Source organism: Alteromonas lipotrueae (genome assembly GCF_019249255.1).
Taxonomy (GTDB): Bacteria; Pseudomonadota; Gammaproteobacteria; order Enterobacterales; family Alteromonadaceae; genus Alteromonas; species Alteromonas lipotrueae.
On sequence record NZ_JAESDJ010000004.1, the window covers coordinates 269,805 to 291,339 of the forward strand.

11 protein-coding genes are annotated in these 21,535 nt (G+C 43.4%); 1 reads left to right on the forward strand and 10 read right to left on the reverse strand.

Annotated elements, in window-relative coordinates:
* Nucleotides 1–253 precede the first annotated feature (253 nt).
* Nucleotides 254–1,294, forward strand: coding sequence for a LacI family DNA-binding transcriptional regulator (locus KYS23_RS08135; protein WP_218396471.1), 1,041 nt, complete (start codon nt 254–256; stop codon nt 1,292–1,294).
* A gap of 222 nt (nt 1,295–1,516) precedes the next feature.
* On the opposite strand, the gene KYS23_RS08140 is transcribed toward KYS23_RS08135, so the two are convergent.
* The 10 genes from KYS23_RS08140 to KYS23_RS08185 form a co-directional block, all read right to left on the reverse strand.
* On the reverse strand, nt 1,517–3,154 hold the full coding sequence (locus KYS23_RS08140) for an alpha-amylase family glycosyl hydrolase (RefSeq protein ID WP_232370723.1): 1,638 nt from the start codon (nt 3,152–3,154) through the stop codon (nt 1,517–1,519).
* A 134-nt stretch (nt 3,155–3,288) separates the two neighbouring features.
* Nucleotides 3,289–4,779 (reverse strand): MFS transporter, encoded by a 1,491-nt coding sequence (locus KYS23_RS08145; protein ID WP_218396469.1) that lies wholly within the window; start codon nt 4,777–4,779, stop codon nt 3,289–3,291.
* A gap of 38 nt (nt 4,780–4,817) precedes the next feature.
* Nucleotides 4,818–6,713 carry a glycoside hydrolase family 13 protein gene (locus KYS23_RS08150; RefSeq protein WP_218418361.1) on the reverse strand — a complete coding sequence of 632 codons (1,896 nt, stop codon included), beginning with the start codon at nt 6,711–6,713 and terminating at the stop codon, nt 4,818–4,820.
* A 245-nt stretch (nt 6,714–6,958) separates the two neighbouring features.
* A complete protein-coding gene (locus KYS23_RS08155) occupies nt 6,959–8,773 on the reverse strand; it encodes an alpha-amylase family protein (RefSeq protein ID WP_246604330.1) in 1,815 nt (604 codons plus the stop codon).
* 372 nt (nt 8,774–9,145) lie between these two features.
* Nucleotides 9,146–9,934: a PEP-CTERM/exosortase system-associated acyltransferase gene (locus KYS23_RS08160; protein ID WP_218396465.1), complete on the reverse strand. Its 789-nt coding sequence runs from the start codon at nt 9,932–9,934 to the stop codon at nt 9,146–9,148.
* Nucleotides 9,935–10,142: 208 nt separating this feature from the next.
* Nucleotides 10,143–10,658: an RNA methyltransferase gene (locus KYS23_RS08165; RefSeq protein ID WP_057791637.1), complete on the reverse strand. Its 516-nt coding sequence runs from the start codon at nt 10,656–10,658 to the stop codon at nt 10,143–10,145.
* A 136-nt stretch (nt 10,659–10,794) separates the two neighbouring features.
* A complete protein-coding gene (locus tag KYS23_RS08170) occupies nt 10,795–11,661 on the reverse strand; it encodes a patatin-like phospholipase family protein (RefSeq protein WP_218396463.1) in 867 nt (288 codons plus the stop codon).
* Between the two features lie 370 nt (nt 11,662–12,031).
* Nucleotides 12,032–16,384 carry an alpha-1,6-glucosidase domain-containing protein gene (locus KYS23_RS08175; protein ID WP_420838750.1) on the reverse strand — a complete coding sequence of 1,451 codons (4,353 nt, stop codon included), beginning with the start codon at nt 16,382–16,384 and terminating at the stop codon, nt 12,032–12,034.
* 86 nt (nt 16,385–16,470) lie between these two features.
* Complete coding sequence (locus KYS23_RS08180) at nt 16,471–19,587, reverse strand: TonB-dependent receptor (RefSeq protein ID WP_218396461.1); 3,117 nt, start codon at nt 19,585–19,587, stop codon at nt 16,471–16,473.
* Nucleotides 19,588–19,929: 342 nt separating this feature from the next.
* A complete protein-coding gene (locus tag KYS23_RS08185; RefSeq protein ID WP_218418362.1) occupies nt 19,930–21,516 on the reverse strand; it encodes a tryptophan halogenase family protein in 1,587 nt (528 codons plus the stop codon).
* Between the last annotated feature and the right edge of the window lie 19 nt (nt 21,517–21,535).

Sequence of the window (21,535 nt, forward strand, 5' to 3'; positions counted from 1 at the left end):
TAACGTTTAAAAATAATCTTAACGTTTAAAATTAATTAATATTGTGGATTAGTATAACACTGACCTAAAACTGACAACCACGTTTTATTACACCTAGCCTTACAAGTGATTAGTTTTAACGCGATGAAACGTTTTTTTACTGTTTCTTGTATTAAAAAAAGGCGTGTGACTAGCAAATAAAGCGTGGTTAGAGGAAAGTATGGTATCTTTCTTCTTGTCGACAACTCGGTCGTAGCAGACAAACATGGTGCCCATGAAAGAAAAAGCAACCTCTTTTGATATTGCACATTTGGCAGGCGTTTCTCAATCAACAGTATCAAGAGCACTGAATAACAGCCCCTTGGTAAATCAAGAAACCCGTGATCGGGTTCAGCGCATTGCTCGCGAACTTAATTATAAAGTTGATAAGAATGCCAGTAATCTACGCAAGCAAAAAAGTAGCACCATTGCACTTTTGTTGTTTGAAGATCCCACCTCAGATGATTCAATGATTAACCCTTTCTTCCTCGCCATGTTAGGAAGTATTACCCGTGCCTGTGCGGCTGCGGGTTACGACTTGCTGGTGTCGTTCCAAAACTTGGAAGATGACTGGCATGCAGAATATGAAGACTCAAATAAAGCAGATGGCATAATTTTATTGGGTTACGGTGATTACACCGATTATCGCAGTAAAGTGGCACAACTTGAGTCACAAGGCACACATTTCGTTCGTTGGGGCGCACCCGATGCCGCTCATCCAGGTGTGAGTGTTGGCTGTGATAATTTTCAAGGTGGTTACAGCATTACCGAACACTTAATCGCCCTGGGTAGAACTCGGTTTGCGTTTATCGGCGATTCAGGCAATGAAGCCCCTGAGTTTATGGCTCGTTTTCAAGGTTATACAGAGGCGCTAACAAGCCATAATTTATACGAAAGTTCGTTGCAAAGTGATGCGGTTTCTACCGAAGAAGCTGGCTTTGATGCTATTCAAGGTATGTTGAACGATGCTAAAACTAACGAAGCAGGCTTACCTGACGCTATTGTTTGCGCATCTGATCTTATTGCTATGGGCGTTTTGAGAGCGTTAAGGCAAACAGCGCTTAAAGTGCCTGACGATATTGCAGTGGTAGGTTACGATAATATTGCTGTATCGGCCTTCACGACCCCTGCGTTAACTACCGTTCAGCAAAACACAAAGCTAGCCGGTGAATTATTGGTCAGTACGTTAATTAAAGCTATTTCAAATGAAAAGGTGGAAGATTTTCTCATGCCAGCGGAAGTCATAATTAGGCATTCATGTGGGGCAAAAACCTAGGCAGCCTAAGTCTTGGCAGCCTAAGTCTTGGCTGCCTAAGTCTTGGTTGCCTAATTTAATAAGCCTGGCTAACTCGCTAGGCTAACTATCTTAGGTTAGCTATCTTGAGCTGCTTAGTTATAGAATATGCCCCGCTAAAACATGATTTACAAATAATGAAAAGGCGCTTGTTGTTATTAGTATTAAACGAGCAACAAGCGCTTTTTTATTGCGAGGTAAAATTTACTGCGCCGACATTTCCTTAATAAGCGCCGCTTCTAGGGCATCTGAATCTAACGCCCCTTCCCTAACCCATACTTGAACGCCGTTAGCGGGCACTGAGGTTGTTAACGCGTCACCGGTAACCAATTCACGTGTTTCGCCAGACAACTGCTCAGTCCATGTGCCAGCTTGCATATATTCATCAACACTGAAATCGGCAGGTTTATCGGCCTTATTGAGCAGTACCAATGCGGTTTGTTGTGCACTATCACTTTGTAAAACACGGTAAAATGTGGCTTCATGCCCGGCTAATTCAAGATTGAACTGCAAACCTCGTTGAAGTGCTGGTGTGTTTTTACGCACATTTGCAATTTTAGCCAATTCGGTGGCAATAGGATGAGACTTTGCGTTGTCTATATTATCTTGGCCAAAGTAATTGCGGTTACCTTGGTGTTCAGACGTACCACGCATAAAGCCAATTTCTGACCCTTGATACACCACAGGAATACCACGAACCGTAAACAACCAGTTATGGGCATTAATAAAACCATTGTCGGTAGCGTTAATACGCGCCATGTCATGGTTGTCATAAAAGGTAGTTAAATCATAAGGGTTATTATAAGGCCCATGGGTTAAATACAAGGTGTCGGCTAAGGTAGCGAAGTCACTTTCAAGTGGCTTTTCGAACACCTTTACCATGGCTTCTTGCATCGGGAAGTCGAGCACACTTACCGCTCCATTTTTTGGAAGTGTGTGCTGCGCAATAAAGTTCGCATCATATTGGAAGCTTTCGCCGAACATAAAGAAGTCGGGATGCTCTGCCCTCACCCGGTCAGACATTTCTCGCCAAAAGTCATGAGGTACGTGTCGAATGGTGTCGATACGAAACGCATCCGCGCCTTGTGAAATCCAGTAAAGGTAACTATTGATAAGATAATCTCTTACCTTGGGGTTTTGATCATCAAGGTTAGAGAGTTTTACCAAATCTGGGTAATCATGAAAAAATTCATGCAAGGGATTATTTTTGGGGTCTAAGTCTTCAGGGGCTAGATTCTGGTGATCAGCAACTAATTCGCCTTCTGCATTATAAATTTCACCGTATCCAGGTTGGTCAGAGGGCATGGTAAAGCTTGGCGTACCGTGGTTTGCCACAATATCAAATACCGATTTTAAACCAAAGTTTTCACGCATTTGTGTGGTGTATTGCTTCACACTTAAGTCGCTACTTATCAAATGCTCATCAGCTTTATAAAAATTAGTCGCCCAATAACCGTGGTAGCCCGTTTTGCCGCCGTCTTTAAAAGCGCCGCCATAGGTGATTTGTTCATCTCCACTAAATGATTGGTTTGGATTTTCTAGCACGGGTGTCATCCATACCGCCGTAAAACCCATATCACGAATATAGTCGCCATTGTTTAGCACCCCTTTGAGGTCGCCGCCCATATAGCCGACATAGGCTTTTTCACCGTCAGAACTTTCCATAGGTAGCTGCCAAGTCGGAAACTCCCCGCCTTGTTCTTCATGGTTATTACTGGGGTCGCCATCAACGAATCTGTCAGTCATTACAAAATAAATTGCTTCGCTGGCAAACGGTGTGGTGGTGCCTAAAACTGTGACTTGTGTATTAGCTTTATTAGTAGAAGCTGCTGAAGCTGACATGGCAGATTTAGCTTCTGCCTTGAGCTGTGGCGAATCCGTAGAAATAGACGCAGACGAATTAGCACAACCTGTTATCGTGCCTACTCCCAAAGCAAGTGTAACGGCAACGGTAAGGTTTTTTACTTTATGAATCATTATGCTAGTTCCTTATCAGCGACTTCAGCTTCTACTACGTCGTGTTCTTTTACGAAAAATACAGCGATGGCCCCCAATAACATGGACGCTCCGGCGACAACAATAATGTATTTAGCTTCGTTATCGAACACACTACTTAAAATCCAGCCTGCGGTTAAGCCAGACACTATCTGTGGTGCGGCTACCGTGAAGTTAAATATGCCCATATAAACGCCGGTTTTGTTGGCCGGTAACGCGCCCGCTAGCATGGCATAAGGCATCGCTAAAATAGCGGCCCATGCAATCCCTACCCCAATCATTGGGATAAGAAGCTTCACTGCCCCAAGGGGCACGGTAACTTCAGTAATCAATAAGTTTACATTCACCATGGTGAGGTCTTGGAAGAACAGAAAACTAACGTAGCTTAAGCCACCTAAAATTAACGCCCCAGCGTAAATAGTTTTTCTGCCAAACTTGTCGGCGAGTCGAGCGAGAAATACTGAGAAGACGGCTGCGAATACCGAATAAGCAGCAAACAATATACCCACCCAGTCACCGGCTGCGCCTTTAGCGGCTACAATAGCGTCGGGTACTTGAGCAACTGAGGCAATGTGCGCTGGATCCCACCATATTTTGTCCACTCCCCAAATGTGCTGGGTAATTGCAGGTGTGGTGTATACCCACATAATAAATAGCGCAAACCATGAGAAAAATTGCACTACGGCAAGTTGCTTCATGGTTTTAGGCATATGAACAACCAAGGAAAAAAATGCTTTCATACGCTCGATAAATGGTGCTTTTGGCGTAATTTCTGGCTTAACGTCATTTTCAGTGCTTAGGCCTTTGTATCTATTGTACTCTTCGGGCGAGTATTCCTTGGTGCGAAAAACAGTCCAGATAACCGTACCAAGCAATACCGTAGCCCCAATATAGAAAGCCCAAATAACAGACGGTGCGACTTCTCCCATTTGCGCAGTATTTTCAAGGCCAACCACGTTAGTTAACACAAAGGGCAAAATTGAACCTATTACTGCACCAATATTGATTAGCAACGATTGTATGGAATAACCAATGTTACGCTGCGACGGTGGCACCATATCCGACACTAAAGAGCGGAAAGGCTGAAAGCACACATTAAACGATGCATCCATTAGCGCGACCATCAGCGCCCCCATTAGCATCGGCGCTAGAAAGGCCACAAATAAAGGCGCATTAGGTAATAAAATCATACCTAGTACTGCAGCTACAGCACCTGCAAGAATAAAAGGTCGTCTTCGACCTAAACGGTTCCAGGTTCTGTCAGACGCTGAGCCAACAATAGGTTGTACAATTAACCCCATAATTGGCGCTACTAGCCAGAAAAGTGATAATGAATGTAGGTCTGCCCCTAGGTCGGAAAGGATTCGGCTCACATTGGCATTTTGCAGCGCAAAGCCAAATTGTACGCCAAGAAAGCCAAAACTGACGTTCCATATTTGCCAGAAAGAAAGGCGTGGTTGAGTTGCTTGCATATTTTGCTCTATTTATTGTTTTACTTAGATAATTCGCATTAATGCGCAATAAAAACGGTTGCGGACATAGCCGGTAAAGATATGGTATCAGTGGTTTTGTATGACTTACCATCGCTTACACGCGTTAACGTTTTGTGTGAAGACAGCATTTCGTCATAGGTAGTCATCGGTAAATCCACAGTCTCTTTATTTAAGATAACCATAATTTTGTCACCTTGCGTTTCATTTGGCGTTAGTGCGCTAATCTTACTATTTTTCTTGCCCTCGGGTGTTGAAATAGGTTCACGGAAAAACGTATAAACACCATCAGTTGGGGCGTAATGTTTAAGAGAGCCTTCAAATTGTAAAGGGTGTGTTTTTCGCAGTTGAAGAAGTTGTTTGATCCGTTGCTGAGCCCAACGTTCATCGGTAGTTAATCCTTTGCCAGTAAATGCATTTTTCTTACTATCAGAAGGCCAACCGCCTGGAAAGTCAGAACGAATAATGCCGTGGTCCTCACTGCCCTCGTTTTGCATGAGTATTTCGGTGCCGTAAAACACCTGAGGTATCCCACGAGTCGTAAGCAGTAACGACATCGCCATATTCCACTTTTCTACATCATGACCAAGTTGTGTATAAATTCGACTCATGTCATGGTTGTCAGGAAATATAACCAAGTTGTTCGGATCGCCGTAAAGAAAATCAGTGGCGAGTGTCTCATATATACTGATAAACCCCGAATTCCAACTTTCTTCGTTAGTCAGCGCCTTAATGACTGCTGCTTGTAGTGGAAAATCCATGACGGAAGGCAACGCGCTATCGTAGTCATCATGTCTCTTACTCCCTGCTTGCCAATAAGCTGTTATAGCAGGGTTAACTGACCATTCTTCTCCTACTATATTGAGCTTCGGGTACTCGCTGATTAGACGGTTCGTCCAATCGCTTAAAAAAGCTTTATCGGGGTACGAATACGTATCTACTCGAATCCCACTTAAATTAGCACTTTCAACCCACCAAATGGCATTTTGGATAAGATAGTTTGCAAGATGAGGATTGCGTTGATTTAAATCTGGCATGGTAGGTACAAACCAACCATCGCTAAATCCTTTGATATCACTTTTTATCGCATGAGGGTCGTGAAGTGACTCACGTTTATGCGTAGTACCAATAAACTTACTATCATTGTTTATCCAGTCACTTGAAGGGGTATCTTCCATCCATTTGTGATTGCTACCTATATGGTTGAGAACCATATCCATGATAACACCAATACCCCGTTTATTTGCTGCGTGACTTAACATCAAGAAGTCTTCGTTAGTACCATAGCGAGGGTCAATTTGGTAATAGTCTGTAGTCGAATAACCATGATAGCTATATGTATCCATAGCGTTTTCAAGAAGCGGCATGGACCACAGTTGGGTAAAGCCTAACGCTTCTATGTAATCAAGATGCTGAATAATACCTTCAATGTCACCGCCATGCCGACCGCCTTTTAACGAGCGATCCGCCTTGTCGATAAATCCCTCAATATCGTCGTTGTCTTTGTCGCCATTAACAAACCTGTCTGGAGCAATCAAGTAGATAGCATCTCGCGGACCAAAACCTTTTCGTAACGCAGAACCATCCCTTCTCTTTTGCAACGAATAACTAATGTCGCGTGTAGAGCCATCAGTATCGACAAATCGGAGTTCGACATCTCCAGCTTTTGCTTTTGAAGTATCTAATGTAACGAACAAGTAGTTCGCGCTTTCAAGTGCATGCTTTTCTCGAAGCACAACGTCGCTATTAACAATTGTAACCGTATCATCAGCTATATCGTCGCCATAGATCATCAGTTCAACATTACTATCATGCATACCTACCCACCAGTTAGGTGGGTAAACGTCTAAACTACTTTCTTGTGATGAATAACAGTTAAATACGGGAAGTATTAATGCAGATGTAAAAAGTGCCATTAGAACACTTTTTCGCTTTGGAATGCCTATTGGACGAACGGCCTTATTTACGCGGTTTAAATTGAACACATCAACCCCATGTTAAAATTACGTTAAGTGAAAGACAGAATTCAGATACTAACCTGCGCTTTGATTTGAACCAATGTTATGCATACGTATTCACGAATCGGCAAGTAAAAATCCATGCGAATTAACATAAATAGAAGGTTTTGATTCTGCAATCGAAGCAAAATTCACACAAGTAGTTAAAATTCGAATACTCTTGTTTCTAATCCGTTTAATGAAAGTGTCGCTGTGTAATTCGAACCACTGAGATTAAATGTTATTCCTTTATGAGAAAGTAAAGGCTCAAGAGTGAGTTCAGTGGTATTTTTTTGTAGTGTAGAAATAGGAATGGTTAACGTTATAGTGCCAGAAGATTCTGTACTAAAGTTAGCAATAACAACTATACCATGCTCATTTTTTTTTCTCACAAAAGCAAATTGCATTTCCGTGTATGCTGTGCTGTCTGCGGCGAGATTCAATGCATGTAGGCTTTCATATTTTCCGGTTACAGCAGGATTAGTAGCTACAATACCCATAGTCTCTTTATAGAAATTGTGTAATGCTTTTTCTTCGCTTGAAGACTGGCCTGCGTCAAACTTGCCACCATTCATAAACCGCTGATGTGCGGGCACACCAATATAGTCAAAAATTGAAGTACGACTAGGGTCGCCAAACCCCGCTTCTTCACTACCGTCCTCACCTAAATCCTGACCAAAATACAATAGGGTTGGTGAAGCACTTATCAGTGCGCTAACGGCGAGCGCAGGTTTACCTTTTTCTGCACTTCCAGCAAATTCTGGACTAGCGATACGTTGTTCGTCGTGGTTCTCGAGAAAGTGCAGCATATGAGTCGCAATATCGCTAACTTCATCGTGCACACTAACCAACTCACTTACCTTACCCTCTCCTTTCATTATCGTTTTCAAGGTGTCATAAAAGCCCACTTTATCGTAGAGATAATCCATCTTTCCTAGCTGAATGTAGTCTCTGTATCTATCGGGTTGATAAACTTCCGCTAGCAAAAACGCATCCGGGTTTCTGTGTTTAATGGCGCTGTTTAAAAATGACCAGAATTCTACGGGCACCATTTCAGCCATGTCGAACCGAAAACCATCAACGCCTTTATCTAGCCAGTAAATGGCGATGTCTCTGAATTTGTACCACGAATCAGGTAACGATTTATCAGCCCAAAAAGCGGCATGCTCTTCTACAGGCATATTCCGATAGGCTTCTGGTAACTTAGGAAAGTCGTAGCTTCCGTCTGGTTTTACGCCGTAATTAATCTTAACGGTTTCATACCAGTCGTTAATATCGGGCTGTGGTGCTCGACTGCCGTTGCCCGTCCATTTAGCCGGAAATTCATCAAACTTTCCGTCAACCAAATGATGCTGATTTTTTTCAGTAGCTTTGCCGCCTAAAACGGTATCTGCAACGCCCTCTGGCAATACAAAAGGTGTATTGGGTATGTAATAGAAATTATTGTCTCGAGAATACCCTTGCGATGTATCATCGTTAGCACCGAAGTTATCATGGCGTGGCGAAAAAGATTGATAACGGCGTGCAACATGATTAGGCACTATATCGATAACCACTTTCATACCGTGCTGATGAGTGCGCTGGATAAGCGCTTCAAATTCATGTAACCGATTTGCGGGGTTATCTGCTAAATCAGGGTTAACGTTGTAATAATCTTTAACTGCATAAGGTGAACCGGCACGCCCTTTAATAACATCAGGATCATCGTCAGTAATACCAAAATTAAGGTAGCTGGTAGCGAGGGCATGATGTGGTACACCGGTATACCAAATATGAGTGGTACCTAAGGCTTTAATACTTTGAAGCGCTTGTGGCGTGAAATCACTAAATTTCCCCACACCATTTTCTTCGATTGTGCCCCAAGGTTTATTGGTTGTATTGGTATTCCCGAACAATCGAGTAAAGACCTGATATACCACGGGCTTGCCAGAATTAGAGGGAATTTCTGTCACTGAGTTATTCGCGTTCTCATTTTCCATGAGATCGGCTCCTGACTGTGGGTAAGCGATACAGGATAATAGGCCTAGAGATAAAACCGCTACCGTTAATTTCTTAAACTTTGAGCTTTTGTCAGCGCTTATTAGAGGAGTTTGTGCCGCGTTTTTTGCCACACTTTTGAGCACGTGGAGGTGATTTGTATTTTTGATATCTAACACTACAAGCATACCTTTGTATTGGATTGCCAAATAGCATACTCGTTAAGGGAATGTTAAAACAATTCCATACGTATTCAGTAATAAATTAATACGATGTGATTGCTTTGTTCCGTTTCCCTTGTTCTTCGATTTGTCCCTCAATCTGGAATATTTTAGTCGTCTATAGAGAAAAAAGTGCTCAAAATTATACAGATACTATGCCGCTTTACTGGCAGTAAATTCTTCTTCTGCTTTCATGGTGGCACCAAACATATTTTCAGTTAAGCTGCCGGTAAGATCATTTTTAATTCGCAATAAAAAGCTACGCAGCGCCGGTGTTAATTCACTCTCGATAGATTTTGGCTTAATGCGATACACGGCACGCAAGCCGTTGTAGTCAATTGGGTCGCCCAAACGTTCAAAATTAAACCCAAACATTTTTAACCGGCGTGCCAATTTAGGCTCCATCAATACGTAGGCATATTCCATTTCCTGTTCAACGCAAATGCTTAGGGCGATGAAGTAGAGCGCCAAAGACAAATAAGGTATGTGTTCCAGCAGCACGCTTTCCGCTTTACTCACTTTCTGTTTACCAGAAGGCTTGAATGGCGCTTTAGCTTTAAGTTGTCTGACTCTAAACGACTTCGGAATAGCTAAACGAGAAATTTCACAGATTGAAGTTCTACCAAGCTGAGCGGGCACTAACGCTTTGTCTTCAATAGCGTGAATACACTTTTCCTCTAGCGGTAAGGCTTGGTTGCGAAGAGCAGGCATAATGATACGAATCGTTCCTGCACAATCCCCTGTTGGTAAGTGTTTGATGTAACAATTGACAGAATAGTCATCATATCTATCAATTTCCAAGCCCGTAGAGCGCTCTTTTTCGAAGTTCATTTCTTCACAATAAACTTCGTGCCTTGTGCTGAAACATGTCTCTCGGTCTTCGTTGTTTTGTGCTACCACAAGTGAGTAACGACTAAAGAAAAAATTTGATAGCTCATCCATCTGTTTTTTCTTTCTTTTGTTTCTCAATTTCTTCAAGTTAGAAGAAATATGGTTATGAATTGTTTTTAATTTATTTAGCGAAGTAGCGACACGTTTTTTCAATTTTTGGTCCTCTATAGATTTAGCAGGCCCAGTTTGAAAAGCATGACAAAAGCTCACCTTGTGCTCACACACAATTTCACTCTCGAATACAACGATTCAAACCGATTTATAGTTTTGATTGATTATTATTATCCCGGCTCTCACGTATGAGGCTATTACCTGAGATATACTCTGATTTTGCTAAACGATCGTAAAGAACAACGTTAGCGGTAGCAGCTAGATTCATACACGAATAGGTGGGTATGTAGACAACATGGTCACACCACTCAAGTACGCTTTTATCTAAACTGCCATCTTCTGGTCCGAAAATGTACATTGCATTTTCGGGGTGTTTAAATTCTGGTAAAGGTAACGCGCCTTCTACTAGCTCTATGGCTACTACACTTGCATTTTCTGGCACGACCTCTTTTAAGTCATCAACGCCAATAGTAGGGATCTTTTTATGGAAAGCCTTCGTATCAGCATTAAAGTTCTTTGCAATCCGGTATCTGTATCCGGTGTAAAACACACTTGATACTCCGTAACAACCTGCAGCTCGTAAAATTGAGGCAACATTAACGGGGTTTTTCGGGTTCACTAACCCGATACTTACTGTTTGCTTTGAAAGCGAAAGGGAACTCACACGACCTCTTTTTATTATTCTGTTATTTTATTGCGCAATAGTTTTTTGATACTGCCACTTTGGGTACTGCTATGTCACGCCATTCTAATTTATTAGTTAGCTCGGTATCGCTTAATATTGTTATACTTTAGTTTATTTACGCGACGGTTTTATTACTGTGTGTAATCTGCGATTCTACTTTCGAGTTCGATATAACTCGTCTTGCCATCCGTCTTCCCTGCCCATAGCCACGCAGTAATTTCTTTTTATCCATTGTTAAGCGCCTAACGCAAAATGCTTCATCAGGCGCTATGACCGTAATCGTGCAGTCAGACGGCGGATTTAAAAGAAAATTCAATGTTTCGTTATAAATATTTGATCTTTTCCTCATCTTATCTAGTAAGGCAGGTTGACCGCCATACATTTTTTCTAACAGCCACGCTGTTTTCACTGTAGGTTTTGTAAAGCCCTTAGGTTGAGAGAGCACCACAGTAATCTCACGGGCACCCATCTCATAAGCTTTTCTTACCGGTATAGCATCAGCTACACCGCCATCAACATAGCGTTTGCCCTCTATGATGGGCTGCTCTCTGAACGCTGTTGGAATGGCACAGGATGCCACCATCAATGCATCAACATTTGCTTCCGTTGCTTGAATGTATTCACATTCTCCCGACTCGACGTTGGTGATCCCTACATACAATGGCATGGCTGCTTTTTCACCTGGCGCTGGTATACCTAGTGACTTCTTAGAATGGTGCCATAACCAATGTACATCAGTCATATGCCCACCCTTTATAAATCTCATTGGGCTAAAAAATTCTCGTTTAGTGGCGTATTGCGTAATAATGGTTTTGCTAAGACCGGGCATTCTAGCCACGTAAGTGGAAAGGTTAGTTGCTCCCGCTGAAACTCCTATAGCGAAATCGAACGGATAGTAGTTTTGTTCCATGAACTTATCCAATACGCCAGCTGCAAAAACTCCGCGCATCGCACCACCTTCTACCACTAAAGCTGATTTCATTGTTTCAATCTCCGTAAACGCAATATGTCGACCTTACTGCTTAATTAAATCCATCTACTGTAGCGCCCCTAGCCATGTGAAGCCCAGGGATGACAATGTCACTCAAACAGACCTTTCGACGCGCATACCTTTCGTTAATGCGCAGCTGTGCATAATCATGCACTTTTACTATGTTGCAATGACATGTGGTGACCGCCTATAGCGTAGGTTAAATAAAGCAAACTATGTTCCAATAGCGCAAACTTTTATTTTGCCGGAATCGGATGAGAAAGATGTAAAAGAAAAGCTGATTTGCTTGATGGAAAAATGGTTTAACAAATGAAAAAGCCGTGGAAAACCACGGCTTTAGTTTTTAACTAAATTTTGAGGATTATTTAGCGTTTACGGTAAGTGTAGGCGACTGACCATTAGGGCCAGATACTTTAAATTCGTATAGCCCTGCATCACTGACTTCAATAACGAGATTATTGTTGCTAAATGACAACACTTTTGGCTGCCCTGGGGTCACAAGGTTAGATGTCGCATCATTTGGATTACCCAAGTTAACGGTATTCCAATCTTCTGATGCCACTTTAAACTCTGCACTTCCTACGCTGAGTTCAATGTCTACCGTGTATTCACCATCACCTTGATAGGTAAATAGGTCAGTGGTTCCCCACCCGTTCATCCCACCACGAACGTATACTTCCGTGTCACCGAAATAGGCCTCTTTATACACACCTATAGTAGGGTTATTCTCGTCATTCACATCAAAAACAAACACATAACGGTCAGCTTCTTCAATGGTCAGAAGCAGATTATCGTTTGTTCTTGCCAAGGCAGTCGTTTGGCCAACGTTTACATTTTTATCCGCGTCATCAGCACTTAATGCACCAAAGTTAACCGTATCCCAATCTTCAGAAGCGACTTTGAATTCATAACTACCAGGGTCTATGTCCATTGTCACCATATAGATACGCCCCCCTTGATACAGAAGTTCGTCACTGGTGCCCCAATCGTTTACTGCACCTCGAATAAACACAGGTGTTCCAACATAGGGCTCTTCGTTAATCACCGTTAGCACCGGTGATTCAGATTCAGAGGCATTAATGGTAAATAAATACGTGGCGTTTATTGCTGGCGTGAATGCTAAATTATTGTTGGTCCGCGCTAACACTTTAGGCTCATTTTCTATCAGCGCAGCATCATCAGCTTCTGCAGCACCAAAGTTAACCGTTTCCCAATCTTCTGAAGCAAACTTAAAGCCGTAAGTGGTTCCACCCTCAAGGGCAACGGCAACTTCGTATACGCCATCACCTTTATAAATGAATGGGTTATCAGTCGTCCAACCGTTCATATCGCCGCGAAGGTAAGGGGTAGTCTCGCCATAAGGCACAACATCCGGCGCACCAGAAGTTGCATAGGCCGATAACCCATAACCTTGTGAGCCTGATTGTGGTTTCACAAATACAGCAATAGTCAGTGCTGGAACGGTGAAAATACCATTCCCGTCTTCTGCTTCGTTAAACGTTGCCCCTCGAACCGCTTCATCACTTGAGTTCATTTGCAGTGCATGTAATGAAAACCCAGTTGCGGTATTAATACTAATGGATTTCGTTTCGTACCCCGTATTCACAAGCACAACAATGGCATCATTTTGCGTATCAAGATCGGCGCGGGCTTCTCCGTCAGTGTCAGCGTCAGAAGCAACACCGTCATCAATGCTCATGGCTATCAAACCTTTTTGCTGGTTTGAACCAATATTATGAAAGCCAATACGGTCGATGATGTCGTCAGCGGAGGTTAAACGAAATAACGGACTTTCCATACGAATGGCAAGCAACTCGTTAAATACCTCTGACGCAAATATGATGTCGGCCATAGATGCATCACGTTCTGGGCTATAAATAAACTCCCCCATTTCTTCCCAACGAACTTCATTGTCTTCAGCTAACGGTAAACCCACGTTCCAGTTATTGGTTTCATAGGTAAAATCAACGAAATTGAACCAATCACCTGCGTCATAGGTGTTTCTGTCCATAGACTTAGATCGCAGTAAATCACCGCCCATCTGTAAGAATGGAATACCTTGCGACACAAGCGGAATACCGATAGCTACGTTTTGTGCACGTACGCGCTCACTCAACGAAATTTCCATTGGTAATGTATAGTTCAGCTGATCCCATAAGGTTTCATTATCATGTTTAGATACATAATTAATAATGTCGGCTGGGTCTAATGCGTAACCACCTAGGTTACTGGTATTGCTAGCTACGCCTGCCGAGGTTTCAAGCACATAGTCTTGCAGTGTGCCTATCATGCTCATTTTCACTTTGTCTTGGTCGCTTAACAGCGCGTCAGACTCAGGTGAAAAGATATTACCTTGGCGAATAGCTTCACGAATTCTATCGTTGTACGTGCCTATTTGCGTACCGGCCATATTCAACTGGTTCGCTTGTTCGTAGCCTCTGTCGATGCGCGTCCAGCCCTCACCGTAGAAGTAATTATCTTCATCTAATGCTTGTACGCTGTTGCGCAATTGCAACATCGTTTCTTTAGAAGCTTGGCTCATGATGTCAAAGCGAAAAGCATCGTATTTGTAATGCTCGGTCCACAGGAGTAATGAATCCAGCATTAATTTTTTCATCATTACGTTACGCGGTTCAGTATCATCACAGCAGGTTTCACGAACAATATCACCGGTGTCGGTTTCATAACGATGGAAATACCCAGGCACAACTTTGTCCAGTATAGATTTCGCAAACACGCCAGAAGCATTGGTATGGTTGTATACCACATCTAATGCAACACGAAGTCCCATCTCATGCAGGGCTTGAATCATTGCCCGCATTTCGACAATTCGTTCTACACCTTCTGCATTTGATGCATAGCTACCTTCTGGTGCGTTGAAATGATGTGGATCGTACCCCCAGTTGAAACCATCAATAGCACGCATATCACTTGTGAGCTGCTGTGCTTTCGCTGCTTCAGCGAGAGGGTCGTAGCTGTTATATACATCAATAAGTAATATGGCACTGTTTTCTTCCTCACAAACCACGGCATCCGCATTAAGGCGACATAAGTCTGCTACCGTGTCGAATAAACCAACGGTCTTTGTTGGGTCTTCATCAATGGTGGCAATATCGTTTGCGGGCAGCACATGGAAGTAGTTTAAGCCTGCCTCAACCAATTTTTGTAGATGTAAAACAGGGGCCGTGTTTTGCTCTGTAAATGCTAAATACTTACCACGATTTGCTTCGCTTGTAGACATATCGCGAATACTGAAATCACGAACATGGCCCTCATAAATAACCGCATCTTCAGGGTTTTCTAATGTAGGAATGTTCTGAGTATCCCACCCGTCTGGTTTTAAATCATCATCTGATAAGTTCACAAAGCGAGAGAAGCGGCCATTGGTGCTAAGGCTTACCGAATAAGGGTCTGTAACTTCAAGTACTTCTACCGCCCCCGTTTGCGGATGAAAAACCGTGACTTCATAGCGATAAAGTTGTCTATCTAACGACATATCGCCTTCAAATTGCCAGATACCTGTATTAGTGTCGCGCGTCATCGTATAGCGACTCGCCAGGGTTTTATTGTCGTTGTAAGTTAGCAAATCTACATTTTGCGCTGTGGGGGCCCATACCGATACAGCAATACCCGTGTCAGAATAAACAGCACCTAAACTTGCTTCGTTTGCATCTTCATCACCCGCGGTATAGATAGCATCTATAGCCTTTGCGTTTTGTAAGCCTGTTGCTGCTATTAGAACCCCGTCACTGTCATACCCCCCTACTACGGCCTGAGTGGTTAAGACAGTTTTAGCGTCCTCTAGGCTCCAGTCTCCTTCCCAAGCCTGAAGTGCCGCTAGGTTTTCAGCTTCAGCAGTTTGGTTTTCATCTAACGTGGCAGGCATTAACGCTATTGAGGTGCCGTTGATACCATCTTCCAGTGAACTCTCTAAGTCAGCATTCGCCGAATAGTGAAGCTTCACGGTAGATACGGTATCAGCCACATCCCACAATATCGTATTAGCATCTAACCAATGTGCACCAAAACCTTCTATATCTACAGGCTGTGGTCCAAGAGACATAATGGGGTATTCAAACAACGTGGGCTCCCCTGACAACGTAAAGTTCATACGCACGTACGTTTCATCATCTTGAACTAGCGAAGCTTGAAAGTCTGAACCGCCCAGCTCTTTACCGGCATCGTCAGTGCCTAAGTGAATGATAAAATTGTGGCAGTTATCAAAATTGTCTTTTAAATCTAATACCCAATACGCACCATAATTAGGATCGATACCCGTATGTTGACGTCCGTTTGCCCAGTCAGTATCTGCATCGGCATAAGCGTCGCATTCATCATTGTTCCATGTATGTAAACGCCAGCCTTCGTACGCGGGGTCGTTTGTGGAATTATCAGCATCAACAGCCGCGCGGTTGTAGTATAAAACTGCTTGATTATCGGCAGGGAAAAATACCGGTAGTGGCAAACTCGGATCGGCGCCAACTACACACGCATCATTAGTTTCATTAGGTACCGTGGGTGCATCACATTGAATAGGCGGCGGCGCGACGCACGCTGTGCCGTCTGCATTAGGTACGTTTGGTACATTACAAGTCAGTAAATTGTTCGAGCCAGACTCAACACCTGAGCCTCCACAACCTACTATAAAGAGCGCCGTTAGGATAAGCACTGCAATGCGCCACATCTTCAGCATTGATATTGGTTTTGTTAACATGGATAACTCCAAATTTTTCTTTTTCATAAACGCAGTATTGGCAGCGATAGCCTTTGGTTTCAGCTTCTGGGAGATAGGTAAAATGCTCATAATTGATATGTCATCCCCAAGTAATACTGCGTTCCGAAAAACTGAATGGTGCCGGTTTGTTCAGAAGAGGTGAAATAGCTTTTGGTAGGTTCGTCGGTAACGTTGTTAACTTGAAACAATACGCTCCAATTGTCGTTAATTTCATAGGATGCTTGGTAATCAACAACCAGTTCAGAATCAAAATTCACGGTTTGATCGTTTACTGCCACTTGCTCAGACACAAAGAAATCGCGATAACGCCCAGATAAGCGAGTTTCAAACCCTTCGTATTCCCAAAATAGCGTTACCGTGGCCACATTTTCAGATAAGCCAGGCAAGCTATCCGAATACACCGAACTACTCAACGTACGTTGAATTTCACTTTCCGTGTATGAGTAACTAGCGGTTACCCCTAAACCAGACCAGAAGCTTGGCAACATGCTATAAATTTCAGTGTAGGCAATTTCAACACCGCGAATATAGCCACCTTCAGCGTTATTCACTGCAGTGCTATAGCTGCCATTTTCTGTAGGAACCGTAACAAAAATAGGGTTGCCATCAGCATCCCGTGACAACTCAGCCTCTTGCCCTACAAATTCAGGCTCAAGATACACAGGAACCTGAACCGACGCTGGCACCACAATGCCGTTGCCACTAAAATCATAAGGTTCTATGTTAATTTCTTCGATGAAAGATTCTATGTCTTTGTAGAATGCCGCCAGTATTAACGCCCCTTCGGTATCATCAAAATAGTATTCCCATGAAATATCGTATTGGGTGGCATAAAAAGGTTCTAGGTACGGGCTATTTGTCGCGTTCCCGTTTACCTTGGCGGTAGGTTGCGACAAGGTCACTTCCCCGGAATCTCTATCTTGCACTGCGGTTACCGTTTCAACGGTGGTAGAAGCGTTTGCCGCAAATCTATTGATAGGCGCACGGCCCATCACTTTAGCTGCGGCTACTCTTAGTTGCGTATTATCCGTAAGCGCAAAATTTAGGTTGATAGACGGCAACACATCGTCGTATTCGTGAGTAAGCGTTGTGAAGCGATAAAAGTTGTTAATAAGGCCGGCATCGTCGGTAATGTTTTGCGCGCCAGCGGTGGGATCACTGACTTCAACTGTGACACCGGTTTCTGGATCGGTAATTAACGATGTGGCACGCTGGTAAGTGGTAGAGCTTTGTTTTGTTTTTACGTAACGAACACCCACATTTCCGGTTACAGGCATACCCGCAATCTCAGTACTGAGTCCCGCCATCAAATAAGCGGAGTTTACAGTTTCAAAGACCTGTCCACTTTCTTGCATAGTCCAAGATGTAGACGGCCCCGTACCTGGACCATTAATCACGCCAGCAGCCCCTGGCCCCCAGGTTTGAACTGGTTGAGGATAGCCACTTGGAAACCATGCATTAAGTGCACTGTTTAAATCTACCGACAAATAGCTTGGGAAATAACTAAAATCGCCAGCCCAATCAACTTGCTCTACCATGTCATCCGTTAAACGCAGCGGTGGCTCACTTGCAGAAAACGCACTGTCGTTTCCGTATTCAAATACCGAACGATCGTTACTGTACTCTCTATCGGAATAGCGATAGCCAAACTCCAACCCAGTCACGATGGGCATATCGACAAAATATTGGAAATCTACCTTATAAGCATCAAGCTCGTCTTTGTTAACAAATGGATAAATGCCGTATTTACTGACCATCACCCTATCGATATCGGAAAATGCATCTGCTTGATTAAATGCTAAATCAGGAAGGTTGTTGCCATTCAACAAATACGAGATTTGAACGTTCTCATCAAACACTGGGCTGACAGCGTTAGCATCTTCACTGACTAAAGACCATAACAAGCCATTACGGAAATCACTTTTCGCGGTGGAACGAGACACATCAAATTGCACCGATAAGTCAGCACTAATTTCCCAATCTGCGTTAATACCAAAGTTTTCAACGCTATCGAAATCTTGGTTGTCGTCGTTAACTAACTCAACTCGAGTAAAGCTACTGTCTGTTCGTGAGAAAGTGCCACCAATCACACTATTGTTTACAATAACAGGGTTCGTGATGCCTGCCGTTATCCCCCCTAGCTTGACTCGATACCCACGGGCAAATTCTTCTGAATCGAACTTAGAGATAAACGCATCGGCTTTTAAGGTGAAGTTTTCTAATGGCGCCCACTCTATGGCTGCAACGTAACCGTCGCGAGTTTGCTCGCCACCCTTGTGTTGAATCTCAAAGCCTTCAGAAATAAGCTCACATTCTGGGCAGTCGGTGCCAGCTCTGTCGTTGTCACCTTCAATACCATCTACATCAACAGCCCCGTTATACGCTAAACCCACAAACTGAGTAGAAACACTGGGTTGGAATAAGCGTGCATAACCTAGGGATAAACCGACGGTGTCGTCCATGAACTTTCCTTGATAGGAAAAGCTCAATCGATGACCAAATTCGCTCGCATCCGATATCTCACTGGCTCGGTCGTTATACATGCCACGCATATTGGCACTGAACTTATGCTGCTCCTCCATGGCTAACGGGCTTGCTGTCTTCAGCTCTACCGTTCCAGCGATCCCCCCTTCAATCAGTGATGCTTTAGGCGATTTATATACACTCGCTTCGGTGATTAACTCTGAGGGGTACTGGTCGAACTCAATGGCTCTGCTTCCACTGGTAGACACTTGCTCACGTCCATTTAATGTAGAGAACACAAAGTCACCCGCTAAACCACGAATGTTAATCTCGGCCGCTTGGCCCCCTGTACGAACTGCAGATATACCTGGCAATCGGGTAAGCGCATCTGCCATAGATACATCAGGCAAACCGCCCAAATCATCAGCAGAAATTTGTTCTGACACCGTGTCAGAAAAACGCTTTTGGTTGAGTGATTGTATGAGGCTAGTACTAAACCCCCTCACCTCTATGCGTTCGAGCGTTTCCTCGGATATATTGTCGACCGGTATATCTTCACCTGTTAATTGGCTACTCGATTGATTGTTACTATTTATCGCAGATTCGCTGACTTCATCAATGGTGTCTTCTTGCGTTTGTTGAGCGTATGCTGGCAAAGTAAATGCCAACCCGCTGCTGACCAACGCCACCATGATGGGCTTAAGTTTGAATGTTCTCATTGGTGCCCCGTTCCTTATTTTTTATCAACGGTTTGGGAATACCACACCCAAACCCGTCACTTATGGTTCTGCCATAAATAGTATCGGGTTGTATAAAAAGAGAGCAACACTATGCATACGTATTCATTTACATTAAATTTACACAAAATTAAATATTAGCAGCGGCTAACTTAATTAGGATAAGTAAGATATTGAATTGCAATGAGGAAGGTCCCCCTCAAGAATAACTTAAGGGGGAAATGGAGTCGTTGACGGCTTCGGAATGTTAAATAACGAGGCGCGATTTATGGTGATTTACAGCAAGACACAGTAACTTGCATCACAGCACACAGGCCAATTAAATTAAAAGCTTACAGACGTTTTATTTGCACTATCAATCATTGATTGAATGTATGCGTCATGAGTGGGTAGCGATGCTATTGGTTCACGCTTAATGTTATACAACGACGATAGCATGGCTTGCGTTTTCTCATCTGAAAAGCTATTCGCTAACCCATGATAGTCTTCAGGGACTAGCCCTTGCCCATACATAACTTGCAGCCAAGAGCTCTCTAAAAATAAGTCATTTTGTTCACGCACTAAATTGCCATTTTGTTTGAACAACGCCATTTTGTGAGTTAACGAATCTGGCAGGGTTAAATGGCGCATATCGCGCCAAAAATCACTGTCTTCGCGTTCATTTAAACAATAATGTAATACTAGAAAATCTCGTATTTGTTCAAATTCTACTTTTGATTGTGCGTTGTATTCTTTAACCGCACTATCTGAGATACCTTGGTGCGGGAAAAGCTTAATTAACCTCACGATAGCTGATTGAATAAGGTGAATACTGGTAGACTCCAAAGGCTCTAAGAAGCCAGAAGAAAGCCCTACCGCGACCACATTTTTATACCATTGTTGTCTACGACGGCCAGTAGTAAATTTAATGAGTTTAGGATCGCCCAGTGGTTTAGTGTCAAGGTTAGCCATCAAGGTGTCGTGGGCTTGGCTATCACTCATATAGCGTGAACTATATACGTGACCATTGCCATTACGATGTTGTAAAGGAATTCGCCACTGCCAACCAGCACTGTGCGCGATAGAACGGGTGAAGGGTGCGGTATTTTCATGGCGTTCAGAAGTTACAGCAATGGCGGAGTCACAAGGCAATAAATGAGACCAGTCATCATAGCCTGCCCCCAGCGTTTCATTAATTAACAGCCCTCGAAAACCTGTACAGTCAATAAACAAGTCCCCTTCAATGGCATGGCCATTTTCGAGATGTAATGCTTTTACATTCCCACTGTGTTTGTGTCTTGATACGTAGCTGATTTTACCTTCAACACGTTTAACGCCCAGCCCCTCGCTAAGTTTACGCAGGTATTTAGCATACAATGAAGCGTCAAAATGATAAGCAAAAGGAAGCTCTAAAACCGGGTCTTTCGCGTTAATACGTGCAAATTTACCTGCCTCAGCCGCTAAATAGTTAAGGTCATATTCCCACAAATCATGTTTTAAACCCTGCTGACGTGCTTTTAGCCAGAAGTGATGGAAATGACAGAACGCCATGCTTTTGCCTGGCGCACCAAACGTGTGGTAGTACTGTTGCCCCTGTTGCTTCCAGTTTTCAAAGCGAATTGCCAGCTTAATGGTGGCCTTGGTATCGCGAAGAAAAGTGGCCTCGTCAATACCCAGCACTTGATTAACTAGTCTAATGGGCGGGATGGTGGCCTCGCCTACGCCTACTGTGCCAATAGCCTCAGATTCGACCAGGGTAATATTCACTGCGTCGCCAATGACTTTTTTGAGCAATGCCGCTGTTAGCCACCCTGCTGTGCCGCCGCCTGCAACTACAACACGTTTTACCGGCGTTTGCTTAGCTTCTTGGTGATCCCTTGAATGTTGATCGGTTGCCTGTTGGTTCGCTGCTGTTTTATTTGCTACTGCCATACTCAGCCCTTACTACTTA